At 60.7% G+C, this 17146-nt stretch carries 14 protein-coding genes; 9 read left to right on the plus strand and 5 right to left on the minus strand.

Going from position 1 to position 17146, the window contains the following annotated elements; translation table 11 throughout:
* Nucleotides 1-46 precede the first annotated feature (46 nt).
* The 8 genes from HJW02_RS00255 (at nucleotide 47) to sucB (ending at nucleotide 9979) form a co-directional block, all read left to right on the plus strand.
* The gene (locus HJW02_RS00255; protein WP_102721795.1) at nucleotides 47-985 is read left to right on the plus strand and encodes a phosphotransferase; all 939 of its coding nucleotides are present in this window, start codon (nucleotides 47-49) and stop codon (nucleotides 983-985) included.
* 18 nt (nucleotides 986-1003) lie between these two features.
* The gene (locus HJW02_RS00260) at nucleotides 1004-2473 is read left to right on the plus strand and encodes a CHASE2 domain-containing protein (RefSeq protein WP_102721796.1); all 1470 of its coding nucleotides are present in this window, start codon (nucleotides 1004-1006) and stop codon (nucleotides 2471-2473) included.
* Nucleotides 2470-2925: a low molecular weight protein arginine phosphatase gene (locus HJW02_RS00265; RefSeq protein WP_022396760.1), complete on the plus strand. Its 456-nt coding sequence runs from the start codon at nucleotides 2470-2472 to the stop codon at nucleotides 2923-2925. Before HJW02_RS00260 ends, HJW02_RS00265 begins: the two co-directional genes overlap by 4 nt.
* 17 nt (nucleotides 2926-2942) lie before the next feature.
* On the plus strand, nucleotides 2943-3413 hold the full coding sequence (locus HJW02_RS00270; RefSeq protein WP_102721797.1) for a L,D-transpeptidase: 471 nt from the start codon (nucleotides 2943-2945) through the stop codon (nucleotides 3411-3413).
* Nucleotides 3414-3565: 152 nt separating this feature from the next.
* Nucleotides 3566-4945 carry a cytochrome ubiquinol oxidase subunit I gene (locus tag HJW02_RS00275; RefSeq protein WP_022396758.1) on the plus strand — a complete coding sequence of 460 codons (1380 nt, stop codon included), beginning with the start codon at nucleotides 3566-3568 and terminating at the stop codon, nucleotides 4943-4945.
* Nucleotides 4946-4966: 21 nt separating this feature from the next.
* The gene (gene cydB, locus HJW02_RS00280; RefSeq protein WP_102721798.1) at nucleotides 4967-6004 is read left to right on the plus strand and encodes a cytochrome d ubiquinol oxidase subunit II; all 1038 of its coding nucleotides are present in this window, start codon (nucleotides 4967-4969) and stop codon (nucleotides 6002-6004) included.
* Nucleotides 6005-6070: 66 nt separating this feature from the next.
* On the plus strand, nucleotides 6071-8836 hold the full coding sequence (locus tag HJW02_RS00285) for a 2-oxoglutarate dehydrogenase E1 component (protein WP_102721799.1): 2766 nt from the start codon (nucleotides 6071-6073) through the stop codon (nucleotides 8834-8836).
* Nucleotides 8837-8851: 15 nt separating this feature from the next.
* The gene (gene sucB, locus HJW02_RS00290; RefSeq protein WP_102721800.1) at nucleotides 8852-9979 is read left to right on the plus strand and encodes a dihydrolipoyllysine-residue succinyltransferase; all 1128 of its coding nucleotides are present in this window, start codon (nucleotides 8852-8854) and stop codon (nucleotides 9977-9979) included.
* A gap of 87 nt (nucleotides 9980-10066) precedes the next feature.
* On the opposite strand, the gene HJW02_RS00295 is transcribed toward sucB, so the two are convergent.
* From HJW02_RS00295 to HJW02_RS00310, 4 genes are all read right to left on the minus strand, one after another.
* Entirely contained in the window at nucleotides 10067-10417 is a 351-nt protein-coding gene (locus HJW02_RS00295; RefSeq protein ID WP_102721801.1) for a nucleotidyltransferase domain-containing protein, read from the minus strand.
* Nucleotides 10375-10782: a nucleotidyltransferase substrate binding protein gene (locus HJW02_RS00300; RefSeq protein WP_102721802.1), complete on the minus strand. Its 408-nt coding sequence runs from the start codon at nucleotides 10780-10782 to the stop codon at nucleotides 10375-10377. Before HJW02_RS00300 ends, HJW02_RS00295 begins: the two co-directional genes overlap by 43 nt.
* A 53-nt stretch (nucleotides 10783-10835) precedes the next feature.
* Nucleotides 10836-12224 (minus strand): dihydrolipoyl dehydrogenase, encoded by a 1389-nt coding sequence (lpdA, locus tag HJW02_RS00305; RefSeq protein ID WP_102721803.1) that lies wholly within the window; start codon nucleotides 12222-12224, stop codon nucleotides 10836-10838.
* 160 nt (nucleotides 12225-12384) lie between these two features.
* Complete coding sequence (locus HJW02_RS00310; RefSeq protein ID WP_180970933.1) at nucleotides 12385-13707, minus strand: amidohydrolase; 1323 nt, start codon at nucleotides 13705-13707, stop codon at nucleotides 12385-12387.
* Nucleotides 13708-13854: 147 nt separating this feature from the next.
* On the opposite strand from HJW02_RS00310, the gene HJW02_RS00315 reads away from it, so the two are divergent.
* Entirely contained in the window at nucleotides 13855-14457 is a 603-nt protein-coding gene (locus HJW02_RS00315) for a porin family protein (RefSeq protein ID WP_022396750.1), read from the plus strand.
* A gap of 250 nt (nucleotides 14458-14707) precedes the next feature.
* Here HJW02_RS00315 and HJW02_RS00320 read toward each other — a convergent pair whose 3' ends face one another.
* Nucleotides 14708-17050 (minus strand): beta-galactosidase, encoded by a 2343-nt coding sequence (locus HJW02_RS00320; protein ID WP_102721805.1) that lies wholly within the window; start codon nucleotides 17048-17050, stop codon nucleotides 14708-14710.
* Nucleotides 17051-17146: the final 96 nt, after the last annotated feature.

The raw sequence follows: 17146 nt of genomic DNA on the forward strand, positions 1-17146 counted from the left end.
CCTCCGTCCGCCCCCTTTCCGCAAGGCCCTTCCGCCACGCCCCTCCATGAAAGAATTGTCCAGCCTGGTTCAACGGAGTTTCCACGTCGTTCCGCGGGAAGAGGATTTCCATACCCTGGCTTTCGGAGCGTCCGGCCGCACCATCGTCCGCATCCGCCTCGGCTCCCGCACATGCATCGGCATCCGGTGGGGCAATGACCGCGCGGATAATGATTCCTTCATCCCCGCGGACCGGCACCTGCACGCCCACGGCGTGAACGTGCCGGAGATTTACGACTACGAACCGCTCGGCCCCGGCTGCGGGGCCGCGCTGGTGGAAGACCTGGGAGACGCCAGCCTGCTGGCCTTCCGGGGAGAGTCCTGGCCCTCCCTGCGCCTGCGCTACATCCGGGCCATGGAACAGCTCCATCTGCTTCACTCCTGCCCGTTTCCGGAGGAGTTCCCCCTCCAGCCCGCCTTTGACGAAGCCCTGTACCGCTGGGAGCAATCCTATTTTGCGGAACACCTGCTGGGGGCCCACCTGGGGCTGGAAACGGATTCCTTCCTGAACCATCCGGCCCTGGAAGAGCTGGCGCAATTCCTGGCCTCCCTTCCGGAATGCCCCGTGCACCGGGACAGCCAGTCCCAGAACGTGCACATCCACGCGGGTAAGGCCTGGCTGATCGATTTCCAGGGCATGCGCGGCGGACGCCCGGAGTATGACCTGGCCTCCCTGGTTTATGACGGCTATGCCCGTCTGGAACCGGAGCAGGCGAAGGAATTGATCAGGGAGTGGGAAAAGATTTCCGGGCAGCCCCTGGATGACCGCATCTTCCGCGCCTGCGCCCTGCAACGGCTCATGCAGATGCTGGGCGCCTACGCCAACATCGGCCACAACCAGGGAAAAACCTGGTATCTGGCCCAGATTCCCGCCGGGCTGGAACACCTGCGGAAGCTTCTGCCCGGCTCCACGCTTGCAGAACCGCTGGCGGCCATGCTAGCATGATCTTTCTCCCTGCCCCTGATGACGCTGACCCCCAGATTCCTGCTTGTGCTGTCCCTGTTCCAGATTTCCCTGGGGCTGGGCTGGATTCTGGGGTACGTGTTTCTTCCGCCCACCATTTTCTGTTATGAGCGAGCGGCGGAACGTTCCCTGGCAGGAGAGTACCGGACCGTGCGCCCGGAAGGTCTGAATGCGGAAAGCAGCATCGTCCTCCAGCCTTACGATTATTTCAACAAGGGGCAGACGGCCCAGCTTCCCGTGGTTTCCCTGCACCGGGAATCCTCCCTGAACAGCTTTGCCGCCTATCCTCCCAATCCCATGGATTACACGGTGCTGTTCCGCCACCTGTACGAGCAGGGGGCCAGGAATGTTTACGTGATGGCTCCCATGGCCTGGGAGGAAGAGCCGGACAGCATCGTCAAAGCCGCCGTGGGGTATGAGCTGGACCGCTTCCGCCACAAGGCGCTGGGACGGCAGATGAGCGAGTCCTCCCGCCACGCCCCCCTCCCGCCGGACTGGAAAGGCCTGGTTATTCCCGCTGCCAACATCGTGGGAAAGACGGACCTGTTCCCTCGCGCGGACAGGCTGGTGGGGGAAGCTCCGCAACTGACCACGGCAGCCCCCTCCCTGGGAACCGTCGTGGAAAACAACGAACTGTTTTCCCCCTCCCCGGAGAACAGGGTTTCTCCGCCGCTTTTCATCCGCTGGGGTGAGGAGATCATCCCCACCCTTCCGCTGGCCGCCGCCCTGAACGCGCTGGACCTGAAACCCGACGACGTGAGAATCATTCCGGGCGACACCCTTTTCCTGGGCGGCAAGCGTTCCGTTCCGCTGGACAAATATGGCCGCATTCCCCTGGCGGAACACAGCAGCCCCACCATGCTGGACACCAAGGAGGTGATCGTCCCCGTCATGTCCGGCCTGCGGCCGCCGGATACCACCGCCGTCAGAAAACTGCTTTCTTCCGCGGACGCGGTTCTCGTTTCCGAACCGTCCGCCCTTTCCGACACGCCGGACGCACAGGCCCTCCTGGCGGCGCAAACCATCCGCACCCTCATGGGGGCGCTGGCTCCGGCCCCGGCCGTCCTGATTCCGGTAGCCCCCGTATGGGTGCAGTGGGTCATCGTGCTGGACGTCCTGCTCCTGGCAGTATGGGCCCTCCGTTTCCAGCGCCGGGGGCGTTTCACCATCTGGGGGCTCTGCATCCTGGCGGCCCCGGTCATCGCGTGGTACCTGTTTTCCGTCCATGACACCTGGTTCCCCGTCATGACGCCCGTGGCGGCGGTGCTGTGCGTAGTGCTGGCGGGCTGCCTGTTTCCCTGGCTTTCCCCCCCCTCCCGCGATGCGGATGAAGAGGAGGAGGAAGACGCCGGAGCCCCCTCGCCGGAGGGGAATGGAGCCGGGCACGTGCTCCCCCCGGACAACCTGTACCAGGAACCCAACGAGGTGCCTATCCCCCACCATTCCAAAAGAGAACATCCCGACTCATGACACAGCGCAAGCACATCCTTTTCATCTGCACCGGCAACACCTGCCGCAGCCCCATGGCGGAAGGCCTGTTCCGGAAGCTTTCAGCGCATCATCCGGAATGGCGCGCCGGTTCCGCGGGAACTTCCGCATGGCACGGGCAGGAGGCCAGCCCGGAAACGCTCCACGTCCTCCAGGCGCACGGCGTCAACCTCTCCTGCCATGAAAGCCGCCCCGTCACGGAAGAACTGATGGAAAACGCCACGGACGTCTATGCCATGACGGAAAGCCACCTGGCCGCCCTGCTTGCCAATTTCCCCGAGCATGCGGACAAGATCAGACTGGTCACCTGCTACACGGACAACCGCAGCATTGCGGACCCCATCGGCTGCGGTCAGGCCGCCTACAACAGCGTGGCGCGGCAGTTGACAGCCGCCATCCAGGCCATCATCGCCCGGATGGAACAGCAAGCGTGACAACTCTTTCCACCCCCATGGCCGCCCCTTCCATACGCATTGACCTGTCCCGCCAGGAGCTGGTGCTGGAAGAATCCGGAAACATCCTGCTCCGGTGCCCCGTTTCCAGCGGAAAAGCTGGCACGGGCCATGAAGAGGGCTCCGGAAAAACGCCCACCGGACATTTCCGCGTCTGCCAAAAAATCGGGGACGGAGAGCCGGAGGACACCATTTTCATCTCACGCCTTCCGGCGGGCCGCTACCCCGCCGCCATCCCGGAAAGCCTGGATGAACATTCGGACTTTATCCTGACGCGCATCCTGTGGCTGGACGGCCTGGAACCGCACAACGCCAACACGCGGAGCCGCTACATCTACATCCACGGCACCAATGATACGGACCTGCTGGGCGCCCCGGCCTCCCATGGCTGCATCCGCCTTTCCCCCCGCGACATGCTGGATCTTTTTGCCCTGGCGGAAGAGGGGATGGACGTGTTCATCCAGTGCTAAACCGTTCTTTTTTAGATACAATCTAAAAAAGTTATTCAGGGAAAAGGAAAATAATTGAACAAAGGTCCTCTTGGGATGTATAAAGTATGAAGGTACCGGTATTTGGCTGCCGGCCTCCTGTTCCATAAACATCCACTCATCCCCAAGCAATCATGGACGATCCGGTCTTATTATCCCGTCTTCAATTCGCCGTTACGATCATGTTCCACTACATCTTCCCGCCGATGACCATCGGCCTGGGGGTGGTTCTGGTCGCGCTGGAAGGCCTCTGGCTGAAAACGAAGAACGAACTCTACCACAAGCAGGCCAAATTCTGGACCAAGATATTCGGCATCATCTTCGCCCTGGGCGTGGCCTCCGGCATCGTGATGGAATTCCAGTTCGGCACCAACTGGGCTGACTATTCCCGCTGCGTGGGCGACATCTTCGGCAGCCCTCTGGCGGCGGAAGGCATCTTCGCCTTCTTCCTGGAATCCGGCTTCCTGGCCATCCTGCTCTTCGGCTGGGACAAGGTGGGCCCCAAAATGCACTTCTTCTCCTCCTGCATGGTCGCCCTGGGCGCCCATTTCAGCGCCATCTGGATCATTGTGGCGAACTCCTGGATGCAGACGCCCGCCGGGTACAAGCTGGTGGAAGTGAACGGGAAAATCCAGGCCCATATCACCAGCTTCTATGACGTGGTGTTCAACCCGTCCACCGTGGACCGCCTGACGCATGCGCTGGCCGGCTGCTGGCTGGCGGGGGCCACGCTCGTCCTCAGCGTCTCCGCCTGGTACATCCTGAAAAAACGCTTCACCGGAGGAGCTGAAAAAAGCTTCAAGGTGGCCCTGGTCATCGGCCTCATCGGCGTGGTGGGCATGGGCATCACGGGGGACTCCAGCGCACGTGAAGTCTCCATCCACCAGCCCGCCAAATTCGCCGCCATGGAAGGCGTGATGGAAACCGGCGCTCCGCTGGCCCTCCACCTCGTCGGCTGGATGAACCCGTCCACCCATGAAGTGACGGGCATCTCCATCCCGTACATGCTCACCTTCCTGACCCATCATGACCTGGATACGACCATCACCGGCATGAACGACATCCCGCAGGACGAACGCCCCCCCATCCTGCCCGTCTTCTACTCCTTCCACATCATGATCCTGATCGGCTGCGCCCTGGGGGCCCTGTTCCTGGTGGGCCTGTGGGGCTGGAAAAAAGGCTGGCTCTTCCAGAAGCGCTGGCTGCTCTGGTGCTTCGTCTTCTCCGTGCTGGGCCCCCAAATAGCCAACCAGGTGGGCTGGGCCGTGGCGGAAATGGGGCGCCAGCCATGGATCGTGTACGGCATCCTGAGAACGGAACATGCCGTATCCCCCACCCTCACCGCGGCGGAAGCCCTTTCCTCCCTGGGCATGTTCTTCGTCATTTATGCCCTGCTGCTGGCCCTCTTCCTCTATCAGATCACCCATAAAATCCACAAGGGTCCGGACCAGGAAGCAAACGAAGACGACGGCACCGGGGAAGGCAAGCTCCAGGTCCCCTTCGTCAAAGACTAACCTTCAGCCCCTCTTAAAACCATGTTGGACAATCTTACTCTTACAGACCTGCAAATCATCTGGTTCATCCTCGTCGGCGTGCTCTTCTCCGGATATGCCATTCTGGACGGCTTTGACCTGGGCACCGGAGCCCTTCAGCTTTTCATCAAGGGTGATGAAAACAGAAGGCTCACGCTAAACGCCGTGGGCCCTGTATGGGACGGAAACGAAGTCTGGCTCATCACGGGGGGCGGCGCCCTCTTCGCCGCCTTCCCGTACGTGTACGCCTCCGTCTTCTCCGGGTTTTACCTGGCCTTCATGCTCCTGCTGCTCACCCTCATCTTCCGCGCCGTCTCCATCGAATTCCGGAGCAAGCAGCCCATGAAATGGTGGCGCAGGGGGTGGGACACCACCTTTTCCATCAGCAGCCTCCTGGCCGCCCTGCTCATCGGCGTAGCCATGGGGAACGTCACCAAGGGCATTCCGCTGGACGACCAGGGCAACTTCACCGGAACCTTCCTCAGCCTGCTGAACCCCTACTCCGTTCTTCTGGGGCTGACGACGGTGGCCCTGTTCGCCATGCACGGAGGCATCTACCTCCTGATGAAAACTCAGGGAAGCCTGCAGGAACAGATCAAAAAACTGCTCAGGCCCTGCGTCATCATCTTCACCGTCCTGATCATCCTTCACGGAGCGGCCACCCTGCTGTACGTGCCGCACGTAGCGGCGGCCCTGCACCGCTCCCCCTGGATTTACGGCATCGCGGTGCTGGCGGTCATTTCCATCACCGCCATCTGGATCTTCATCCACAGGAACCGTCCGGGCTGGGCCTTCGTCGCCTCCTGCTCCACCATGGGCTGCATGATGGCCCTCTTCGGGGCGGCCATGTTCCCCAACCTGCTCTATTCCATGCCCAACCCGGAGAACTCCCTGACGCTCGTCAACGGCTCCTCCACGCGTGAAAGCCTGGTCGTGATGACGTACATCGCCATCCTGGGCGTGCCGCTCGTCCTGGCCTACTCCGCCGCCATCTACTGGGTCTTCCGCGGGAAGGTCCAGCTCAACGAACACAGCTATTGACGCCCTGCGGGCAGAGAATAGCGATTAGTGAACATGGAATAGCCCCGTATCAACCCATCTTTCGGCATGAACGCCTCCATCTTCTCCAGACTCCCGCCTGAGGAAATCACGGCGCTCCACCAATCATGGAAAAACGATCCCCTGTCCGTAGACCCTCTCTGGGCCGCCTGGTTTGAGGGCTATGAACTGGGGAGCGGCAACGCTCCGCAGGAAAAAGGAAACGCAGGGAACTACACGGATGCCTCCCCCTACACCGTCCCGCCGGAAAGCGCGGAATGCCGCGGGCGCGTCAACCAGCTTATCCGCGCGTACCGGGTCATGGGGCACCAGTGCTCCCACTTCAATCCCCTGGCCTCCCCGGACAAGGCGTGCACCCCCGTCAACCTGGAGGAAATGGGCTTCCGGGAGGAGGACATGGACCAGCCCGCCAACATCGGCACGTTCATGGACGGCCGGACGTTCACCCTGCGTGAAATCATCAGCCACCTGCAAAAAACCTACTGCGGAGCCATCGGGTTCGAATACCACCACATAGACAACCTGGAAATCCGCTCCTGGATTGAAGAAAAGATCAAGCTCCGGGCGAACGGCGTGGATTACGGTCCGGAAGTCCGGCGGGACGCCTTCTTCCATCTCTGCAAGGCGGAATTGTTTGAGGAATTCCTGGGCAAGCGCTTCATCGGGGAAAAACGGTTCTCCCTGGAAGGAGGGGAAGGCGCCATCGTCCTGCTGGATGCGCTCGTCAAGCGGTGCCCCGCCGTCGGCGTATCCCACATTGAAATGGGCATGGCCCACCGCGGAAGGCTGAACGTGCTTGCCAACATCCTCCACAAGCCCCTGAAAACCATCTTCCACGAATTCACGCCGGACTACCTGCCGGAATCCCCCATCGGCAGGAGCGACGTGAAGTACCACCTGGGCTACGCCACCACGCGCCACGTGGACGGGCAGGAACTCCACGTGCGCCTCTCCTCCAATCCCAGCCACCTGGAAGCCGTCTATCCCGTGGTGGAAGGACGAGCCAGGGCCATGCAGCACAACCTGGAAGACGCGGAACGCAAGCATGTGCTGCCGCTCGTCCTCCACGGGGACGCCGCCTTCGCAGGACAGGGGCTCGTGGCGGAAGTGCTCAATCTTTCCCTGCTGAAAGGCTACCGCACGGGAGGCACCGTGCACCTCATCATCAACAACCAGATCGGCTTCACCACCGGACCGGACGAGGCCCGTTCCTCCCGCTACGCCACGGACGTGGCGCAGATGCTCCAGTCCCCCATCCTGCACATCAACGGGGAAAGCCCGGAGGACCTGGTGTGGGCGGCGGAATTCGCGCTCCAGTTCCGCCAGAAGTTCGGGCGGGACATCATTCTGGACATGTACTGCTACCGCCGCCTGGGCCACAATGAAACGGACCAGGCCGCCTTCACCGCACCCATGCATACCAAGCGGATTGAGGCGCGCCCCACCGCAGCCGCCCTGTACGGAACGGAACTCAGGGAGCGCGGAGAACTGACGGAACAGCAGGAGCATGACATCCGGGAACACATCTGGGACGGGATGGAACAGGCCTTGCAGCAGATGAAGGAAAACCCGGCGGATTACATCCTCCCCGCCACCTCGCAGGACGCGGATGAAACGCCCATCCCGCGCACCAGCGTACGCACGGGGATCAGTCCCGAACTGTTCCAAAGCGTCGGAAACATCCTGACGGAACTGCCGGACGGCTTCACCCCGCACCCCACGCTGGAAAAACGCTTCCTCTCACGCCGCCGGGAAGCCTTCCGTGACGGCGGACTGCTGGACTGGGGCATGGCGGAAGCCCTGGCCTGGGGCAGCCTGCTTACGGAAGACCACCACATCCGCCTGTCCGGCCAGGACTGCCAGCGCGGCACCTTCTCCCACAGGCACGCCGTCCTGCATGATTTCAACGACGGCTCCCTGTATACCCCCCTGGAAAAGCTGAACCACGGCACCACCACGTTCCGCATTTACAACTCCTCCCTCTCGGAGGCCTCCGTCCTGGGCTTTGAATACGGCTACGCGCTGGACAGCCCGGACGCGCTGGTCATGTGGGAGGCCCAGTTCGGGGACTTCGCCAACGGGGCGCAGGTCATCGTGGACCAGTTCATTGCAGCCGCGGAGGCCAAATGGCACCAGAAAAACCGCATCGTGCTGCTGCTCCCCCACGGCTATGAAGGGGCGGGCTCGGAACATTCCAGTGCCCGGATGGAACGCTATCTCCAGCTCTGCGCGGATGACAACATGCAGGTCATCAATCCCACTACCCCGGCGCAGTACTTCCACGCCCTGCGCCGCCAGGTGCACCAGAACGTGCACAAGCCGCTGATCGTCTTCACGCCCAAAAGCCTGCTCTCCCGGGCGGAGGCCGTCTCCCCCCACCGGGAATTCCTGGCTCCCTCCCGCTTTCATGAAGTGCTGCCGGACCCGGACGCTCCCGCGCCGGACCAGGTGACACGCGCCGTCTTCTGCACCGGGAAAGTTTATTATGACCTGGCCGCCTACCGGAAAGAGCGGAACATTTCAGATACCGTCATCATCCGGCTGGAACAAATCTACCCGCTGGCCCAGGAACAGCTCACCTACCTGCTGGCCCCCTACCAGAAGGTGCGCGACTTCGTCTGGTGCCAGGAGGAACCCTCCAACATGGGGGCCTGGGGCCACCTGCGGAACAGGATGGGGCGCCTCTTCGCCACCTCCTTCCGCTATGCAGGGCGGCCGCCCATGGCCTGCCCTGCGGAGGGCGCCAAGGCCCTGCACGCCGCCGCGCAAAAAAGACTCATCGCCACCGCCTTCGGGCCGCGGGCGCAATCCTGAACCCATCTTCCTCCCATGAGCGACATCCTGATCCCCAACTTCGGAGAATCCATCACCACCGCCACCGTAGCCGCGTGGCACAAGAATGCCGGTGACCCAGTAGCCAAAGGCGACACCCTGGTGACGCTGGAAACGGACAAGGTTTCCACGGACCTGGAGGCGGACGAAAGCGGCGTGCTGGAAATCCTCGTCCCGGAAGGAGCGGAAGCTCCTATCGGGGCTGTCCTGGGCCATATCTCCTCCGCTGACGGAACCGCAGCCGCACCGGAAAAGGAAGAGGCTCCCGCGCCGCCGGAACCGCAGAAAACCGTAGCGCCGGAAACACGGGAGGAACCCTCTTCCACAGCCCCCGCCGCCAGGACTGAATCCCCGGAGCAAAAATCGGAAAAGCAAATGTCCGCCCCGGAACAGAATTCCGCTGGAGAGAGCGGAAAGCCTGAAAAGGAGGCTCCCCCGCGTTTCATCAGGAAACCCATGAGCCCCCTGCGCCGCACCATCGCGGCCCGGCTGGTGGAGGCCCAGCATCAGGCGGCCATCCTCACCACCTTCAATGAGTGCGACATGTCCGCCGTGATGGAGCTCCGCAAACAATTCAATGCGGCGTACCGGGAACGGTACGGCACCAAGCTCGGTTTCATGAGCTTCTTCATCAAGGCGGTGGTCAAGGCCCTTCAGGAAGTGCCCCAGGTCAACGCCAGAATTGACGGCACGGACATTGTGGAAAACCTGTATTACGATATTTCCGTAGCCATCGGCACGGACAAGGGCCTCGTGGTCCCCGTGCTGCGGGACTGCGACCGGAAAACGCTCCCGGAACTGGAACTGGAACTCGCCGCCCTGGCGGAAAAAGTGCGCGGCGGAAGCTTGTCCATGCAGGACCTGCAAGGGGGCTGCTTCACTATCTCCAACGGGGGAACCTACGGTTCCCTGCTCTCCACCCCCATTCTGAACCCGCCCCAGAGCGGCATTCTGGGCATGCACGCCATTCAGGAACGCCCCGTGGTCCGGGACGGCCAGATCGTCGCCCGGCCCATGATGTACCTGGCCCTTTCCTATGACCACCGCCTGGTGGACGGCAAGCAGGCCGTGCAGTTCCTTATTGCGGTGAAAAACGCCGTGGAGAATCCGGTGTTTGAGCTATGAGGACCGGGGAGAAAAAGACTAAATACTAAAGAGGAAAGACTGAATGTCTTTCCTGTTTTACAGGGGTTCTCCGGGATCAAAATCCCTTCATTCCATGGAACGGGAAAACCACTCCTTGCCATAAGCATGGATATGACGCTCCAAATCAGGATTGGTGATTCTGTTACGAATAATCAAGTCTACCTCCACAGGCAGGTTCAACTCCGTGAGACGCGCTTGGAGAGTCAAAAGGACGGACAAATCCAGGTCCTCGCCCTCCAGGGCAAGATCGATATCGGACGCAGGCTTCCACGTGCCCAGGGCGCGGGAACCGAATAAAACGGCTTTCCTAATCTGCGGAGTCTGTGAAAGAATTTCCCGGATGCCTGAGCGCACCTTGGCCGTCAGGCCATCGTTCAGTCCTCTTTCTCCGCCATCATGTTCAGATTTTCCACACATGGGGCCAGCATGGAAAAGAATTTTCCCTTAATCAGGGAAACCGCCTCTTCCGCGCTGGAATCATCATAAGTATGTACAAACAAATTGCGGCTTTCCAACGCCTGAAACCAGCAATCAATATGGCCTATCAAGCCTGCGCCAAACGCCTGCCTGATGGCTTCGCGGGGGCTGTTAACGCTGTAGCCGTCATAGACCAGTTTATCTTTCAACGTTTTCCAGCACAGCTCAAACGTAAATTCATAAGTCTGCACCAGTCCGGCCATTTCCAATTCATTGTATTCCGGCAACGCGCAAGCATGGCGCAACCGGGAAAAAGCCTTATTCAGGTTTTGAAGCCTTTGTTTCCAGCGCAGGGTACCGTTCATCTTTTTTAACGGAGAAAAAGAGCCCCGTTCCGGGGCTCTTCCCGTGAAAACCGTTACATGTGGATGGCGATTCCCTCGGAAGCCAGCATGGATTCATGGATGGCTTCCGACAGCGTGGGATGGGCAAAGATGGTGGCGTGAATATCCTCGTCCGTCAGTTCCGCCTGAATGCCGACGCCCAGCGTGGCAATCAGTTCCGTGGCTTCCGGCCCCACGATGTGGGCGCCCAGCAGTTCGCCGTGTTTGGCGCCGTACAGGGTTTTCACGAAGCCGTCCGTTTCTCCGGCGGCCACAGCCTTGCCAATGGCCTGGAAGGGGAATTTGCCCACCTTGTACTCCACGCCCGCTTCCTTGAGGGCGCGTTCCGTTTTACCCACGGAAGCCACCTGCGGGTAGCAGTACGTGCAGCTTGGGAAGAAGCCGACCTGCCTGGGCTGGTAGTCCGGCTTAAACATGCCTTCCACGGCCTGCACGGCTTCAAAGGTGGCCGTATGCGCCAGCAGCACGCCGCCGATCACGTCGCCCGCCGCGTAAACGCCGGGAATGGATGTGGCGTAGCGGTCATTCACCTTGATGAATCCCTTTTCCGTCAGCTCCAGGCCGGGAGCGGCGGGAACGACCGGCTTCACGCCGATGGCCACCAGGCAGACGTCCGCCGTGATTTCCTCTTCCTGTCCCTTGCTGTTTTTCACGTTGGCCTTGACCTTGCCGTCGCAGGTTTCCGTGACGGATTCCACGGAGGCTCCCGTCATGACCTTGATGCCCTGCTTCTTGAACGCGCGTTCCAGCGTCTGGCAGGAGTCGTCGTCTTCATTGGGAAGCATGCGCGGAAGCGCTTCAATGAGCGTTACCTTGGTGCCGAAGGAGTTGTAAATGTAGGTGAATTCCGTGCCAATGGCGCCGGAACCGATGATGATCATGCTTTCAGGCCGCTTTTCCAGCACCATGGCTTCCTTGGAACCGATGATGGTGGTGCCGTTGAGGGGCAGGCTGGGCACCGTGCGGGTGACGCAGCCGGTGCTGATCAGGATGTTTTTCCCTTCCAGAACGCTCGTCGTTCCGTCGGCGGCCTTCACTTCCACCTTGCCGGGGGCGGTGATGGAGGCTTCCCCCGTAACGGAGTCCACCTTGTTTTTCTTAAACAGGAAACCCACGCCGCCGGCCAGGCGGTCGCTGACCTTGCGGGAACGGCCGATCACTTCGCTCCAGTCCACGCTGACGCCTTCCACCGTCATGCCGAATTCCTTGGCCCGGGCCGTCACGGTCAGGTAAGCCTCCGCATTTTTCAGAAGCGCCTTGGTGGGGATGCAACCCCAGTTCAGACAGGTGCCCCCTACCCGGTCGCGTTCCACGCACACCACGGATTTTCCCAGCTGGGCGGCGCGGATGGCGCCCACATAGCCGGCAGGGCCTCCACCAATGACGATGAGATCATATTGCATGAAATTACTATAAAGGCATCCCCCCTTGCGGGTAAAGAAGGAATATGAGCATGCGCCGCCTGAACGGCGCCCCAATGACAAAAGATGAAAGACTAAAGATTAAATAGAGGGGAAATGCCTGTTAAAGACTATTTTCTCTTTTGTATTTAGTCTTCCGTCTTTATTCCTTCCCCTTCAGCCACTCCACCAGGTCCCGCATTTCCGCGGCGGTGTCTGCGTACAGGCCGTCCGTGTAGGTTCCGCAGTCGTACAGGATGTTTCCTTCCACCATGGTGAACACGCAGTCCTTGCCGGAAGCGGCATAAACGGCATGGGACGCTTCGTTGAAAATCGGGCACAGGTTCGGTTCATCCAGGTCCAGGGCAACCATGTCCGCGGGAGCTCCCGGAGCCAGCGTCCCCAGCCCCGGCGTCCGGAAGATGCGGGCGCCCTCCGCCGTGGCCATGTTCAGCGCCTGCGTGGCGGGCACCGCGGTAGCGTCCCCGCTGCATCCCTTGGCAAGAAGGGCGGCCAGCTTCATCGTTTCAAACATGTCCAGGCTGTTGTTGCTGCACGCTCCGTCCGTTCCCAGGGAGACGGAAATGCCGGCCCGCGCCATGTCCCGCACGCGGGCGAAGCCGGAAGCCAGTTTCAAATTGCTGACCGGGTTGTGGGCGATTGCCGCTCCGGAAGAGGCTACCAGTTCCAGTTCCTCATCCGTCACGTCCACCATGTGGGCCAGCACGGTGCGTTCATTCAGCAGCCCCATGTCCCGGGCATAAGCCACCGGGCGCCTGTCCCCGTGCAGGGAGCGGCACTGCTCCACTTCTCCAGCGGATTCGGACAGATGGATATGCAGCATCAGGTCCAGTTCCTCCGCCAGCTTCATGGAACGCCGGAGCACGTCGTCACTGGTGGTGTATACGCTGTGCGGCATCAGGGCCACCTGCACCCTGCCGCGGCCCGCAAAGCGCGCCGCCTGCTCCCGGTACAGGGCTTCCGCCGCATCCCATCCGCCGTACGCCGGAGAGGGAAACGCAAAAAGAGCCTCCCCGCCCACACAGCGCATTCCCATGCGCTCCGCCTCCCGGAGCACGTTGATTTCCAGCAAATAGGAGTCCACAAAAGCCGTCGTGCCCGTCCGCATCATTTCATACATGCCCAGCCGCGCCCCCAGGGAGACGATTCTGTCCGTCAGGCGGGCTTCCACAGGGAAAATATGCCCGGTCAGCCATTCCATCAGAGGCAGGTCATCCGCAAAGCCGCGCAAGAAGGTCATCGGAACGTGCGTATGGGCATTGACCAGCCCCGGCATCAGCAGGACATTTCCCAGGTCCCTGCGGGCGGCAGGCTTCCACCTGGCTTCCAGTTCCGCGGCGCTCCCCGTTTCCAGAATTTTCCCGTCCCGGACGGCGACGGCCGCATTTCCGGCGGCGCCGGCCTGCCCCGCGCCCGCCAGCATGCGGGAAGCGGTCACCAGCAAATCACACGCTTGTTGTTCCATGGCGCAGAATGTACCCCACCGGGCCCGTTCTGGCAACTTCATCTCCCGGCGCCCGGGGATTTCATGCAAATTTGACATTTCATGTTTGACTTCAAAAGAGAAAACTGCCAAGAATGAACCACAGTTAAATTCACCATTTATCCCCATATGAACAAGACTATACTGCTAGGTTTGGCCCTCGTGGCCTCCGTGTCCGCCGCCAATGCCTACCACGCCGACAAATACGACGGCCAGTTCGGCATGTCCCTGGAAGGAGCTTACGGCATCGCCACCAAGGATGCCATGCCCAACGTGGCCGGCGGCAATCTGAGCATTTTCAATTACATTGAAACCGGCAGCATTGTTCATCAGATTTCCCTGAACGGCGGCATTCTGGCAGGCTCCCACCATCCCAGCGTGCATGACCTGGGCATCAGCGGCCCCTATACCGCCAGCGTCCGCTCCACCTACGTTCCGATGATGGCCGGTTATACGCTGAACCTCCCCATCGGCGATTACACGATGTTCTATCTGGGCGGCAAGGCGGGCGCCACGTACGGAGACATTAAAACCACCATCCACGGGCTGGAAGACGGGAGCCGTTCCCACACCATCTCCACCACCAAGTTTTCCTGGGCAGCCCAGGCCGGGTTCAAGTTCAGCATCTCCAAGAGCGCTGACTTCCTGATCGGCTATGAATATTACCAGATTCAGGGCTACAGTGATCCCGGCTACCACACCATCAAGCTGGGCTTCTCCTGGAACTTCTAACAATTAATCATTGAGTTCATTACTGCCTCCCGGCGGCTCCGTACACCACGGAGCCGCCTTTTTCATGCCGGGGGGGGGGAGACGCATGCCATGCGGTAACCAAGGCATCAGCAAACACGTGTTCTTAAAACCAGCGCATGCCGCGTTCGCGTGAAGATTCTGTTGCCTCCAAAAGTGATCCAAAAGGAAAAAGGCCGCTCCATCCTTTGGGATGGAGCGGCCCTGGAAAGATCAGGATTTCCGGGAATCCTTATTTGGCAGGCTTGAACGGCTTGGGGGACGCGTAGACTTCATAGTCCTTGATGCGGCCGTTTTCCCGGTTCTGGCGCGGCAGGTAGCGGAAGCCGGAGAGCTTCTGCACCTTGCCCAGGTCCAGCACGATCATGTGCGGGTGCTTGGGATTGTCTCCCTGCCACTTGGTGTGCCAGTAGGTGGTGGGCTGGTTGTCCATCACCAGGCCCGCCTGGGCGGCTTCCCCCGCCGTTTCATGGGAATCCGCATAGACCACGGACCACTGTTCGCGGGGAAGCAGGTTGCCGGAGGCATCCAGGAAATTCAGCTCCGCAATGGCGGCGTGCGGACCGTTGTCATGGGCGTTCTTGCTGACGAGGGCGATGTAGCGGGCCTGGACGGGAGCGCGGAATTTGATTTCCTGCTGGTCCGCGCCCTTGGCGAAGGTTCCCTTGTGCACGAGCTGGCTGGCAGCGGGAGCTACGGGCTTGCCCACGCGGAAGATGTCCGCCATGGCAGGGTCCCTGTTGACTTCGTAAATGGCTTCCTTCACGCCTTTCACCGTGCCGGAGCCGCCGTCCACGTCCAGCACCACGATTTCATTTTTCCCCGGTTTCAGGTATTCGCCGGGGCAGTAAAGCGCCTGCTGGGAGCCGATGAACCAGAAGCGGCCCAGATTGTGGCCGTTCACCCACACGACGCCCTTTTTCCAGCCGTCCCGCATGTCCAGGTAGGTATCCTTGGGGTTGGAGACGTTGAAATATCCACGGTGGAACACGGGCTGGTCGCCGCCCGGCTTCTTGCCGGAGAAGGACAGAAGCTCCACGCCCTTGCAAGGGAGGTTGTAGATGAGGAAGTTTTCCAGCTTCTTCCCGTCCAGCGTGATGGGGCCGCGTATTCCCTTGCGTTCTCCCTGGATTTGTCCGCCGAAGTTGATGCGGCCCATGTTTTCCACAAAGATGTCCACCGTATGGAGACCCGCGGGAATGACCACGTCACAGGCGTCCTGCTTGTAGCGGCGGTCCGCCGCACCCTGCCTTTTGCCGTCCACGTAAACGATGGCGCGGTCCTGCATGTTGTTCATCTTCAACTCGCCCTTCACCGGGCCGTTCACCTTCGTCCGGTACAGGATGAAGCCCAGGCTCTGCCCCAGGGCTTCCATGTGCACGGGTTCCTTGCGGATGACAGGCTGCGGGAGCCGGTTGAACATGCCGGCTTTCTCCGTGAACGTGATGGGCGGCAGCTCCATCATTTCCGGCTGCGCGGGCGGTTCCGGGAGCTTGTACGTATCACCGTAATAGTCCTGAATGGTCTGGCGGAACGTGCGGTAGCGGTCCGTCAGGGTTCCGTTTTCAGAGATGGGCGCGCCGTAGTCGTAATTGGTCACGTCCGGCGTGTAGGCCCCTTCCCAGTTCGCCCCGTTCATGAAGCCGAAGGAGGTGCCCCCGTGCGCCATGAAGAGGTTGGGGGAGACGTTGTTTTCCAGCATCCACTTCAAGTCGCGGTTGAAGCCTTCCGTACTGCCGCCGTTTTTGGGCTTGCCCCAGTGGTCAAACCAGCCTACCCAGAATTCGCCGTTGATGCGGGGAGTCTTGCCCTTGTGCTTTTCCAGGTTGGCAAAGGCGCCCTTGGCTCCGCCGCCGAAGTTCATGGCGGGAACGATGCCGGGCAGCGTGCCGTTGTTGATCATCCAGTCGTTCGGGCCGTCCGAGGTAAAGGGCACCACGCCCGGAAGCTCCTTCTGGATGACTTCCAGGTGTTTTTTCACGTAGTCCTTGTCGGAGCCGTAGGAGCCGTATTCGTTTTCCACCTGGGCCATGATGATGGGGCCGCCCTTGGTGATCTGGAGCGGTTCCAGCATGGAGCAGACTTTCTTGAGATAAGCCATGGCCGGTTCCAGGAAACGGGGGTCCTGGGAACGGACCTTCAGGTCTTCATCCTTCAGCAGCCAGCCGGGGAACCCGCCGAATTCCCATTCCGCGCAAACGTAAGGGCCCGGACGCACGATGACCCACAGGCCGGCCTTCTGCGCCTCCTTGATGAATTCCACAAAGTCCAGGTTGCCGGAAAAGTCCCACTTGCCGGGTTCCGGTTCATGCACGTTCCAGAACAGATAGGTGCAGACGGTGTTCATGCCCATGGCCTTCATGCGCTGGAACCTGTCCTGCCAGTGCTCACGCGGCACGCGCGGGTAGTGCATTTCCCCGGAGATGATTTTGACAGGCTTTCCGTCCATCAGGAAGTTTTCCTGGTTGGTGGTGAAGACATGCTTGGCGCCGTCATTGGATTCCGGCAGGGGCATGGGAGCGGCCATGCAAAGGTGGCCTGCCAGAAACAGGGCGGAAAAAAGTGATATTTTCATGATAATGGAGTCAATAAACGGTTCTAGGGAATAATAAGGGGAATTATGATGAAAAACCGCCTCCTTTCAATTTAAAAAGGAGCCGGCGGCCTGGTT

The organism is Akkermansia sp. GGCC_0220, from assembly GCF_017566105.1.
Lineage (GTDB): Bacteria > Verrucomicrobiota > Verrucomicrobiia > Verrucomicrobiales > Akkermansiaceae > Akkermansia > Akkermansia massiliensis.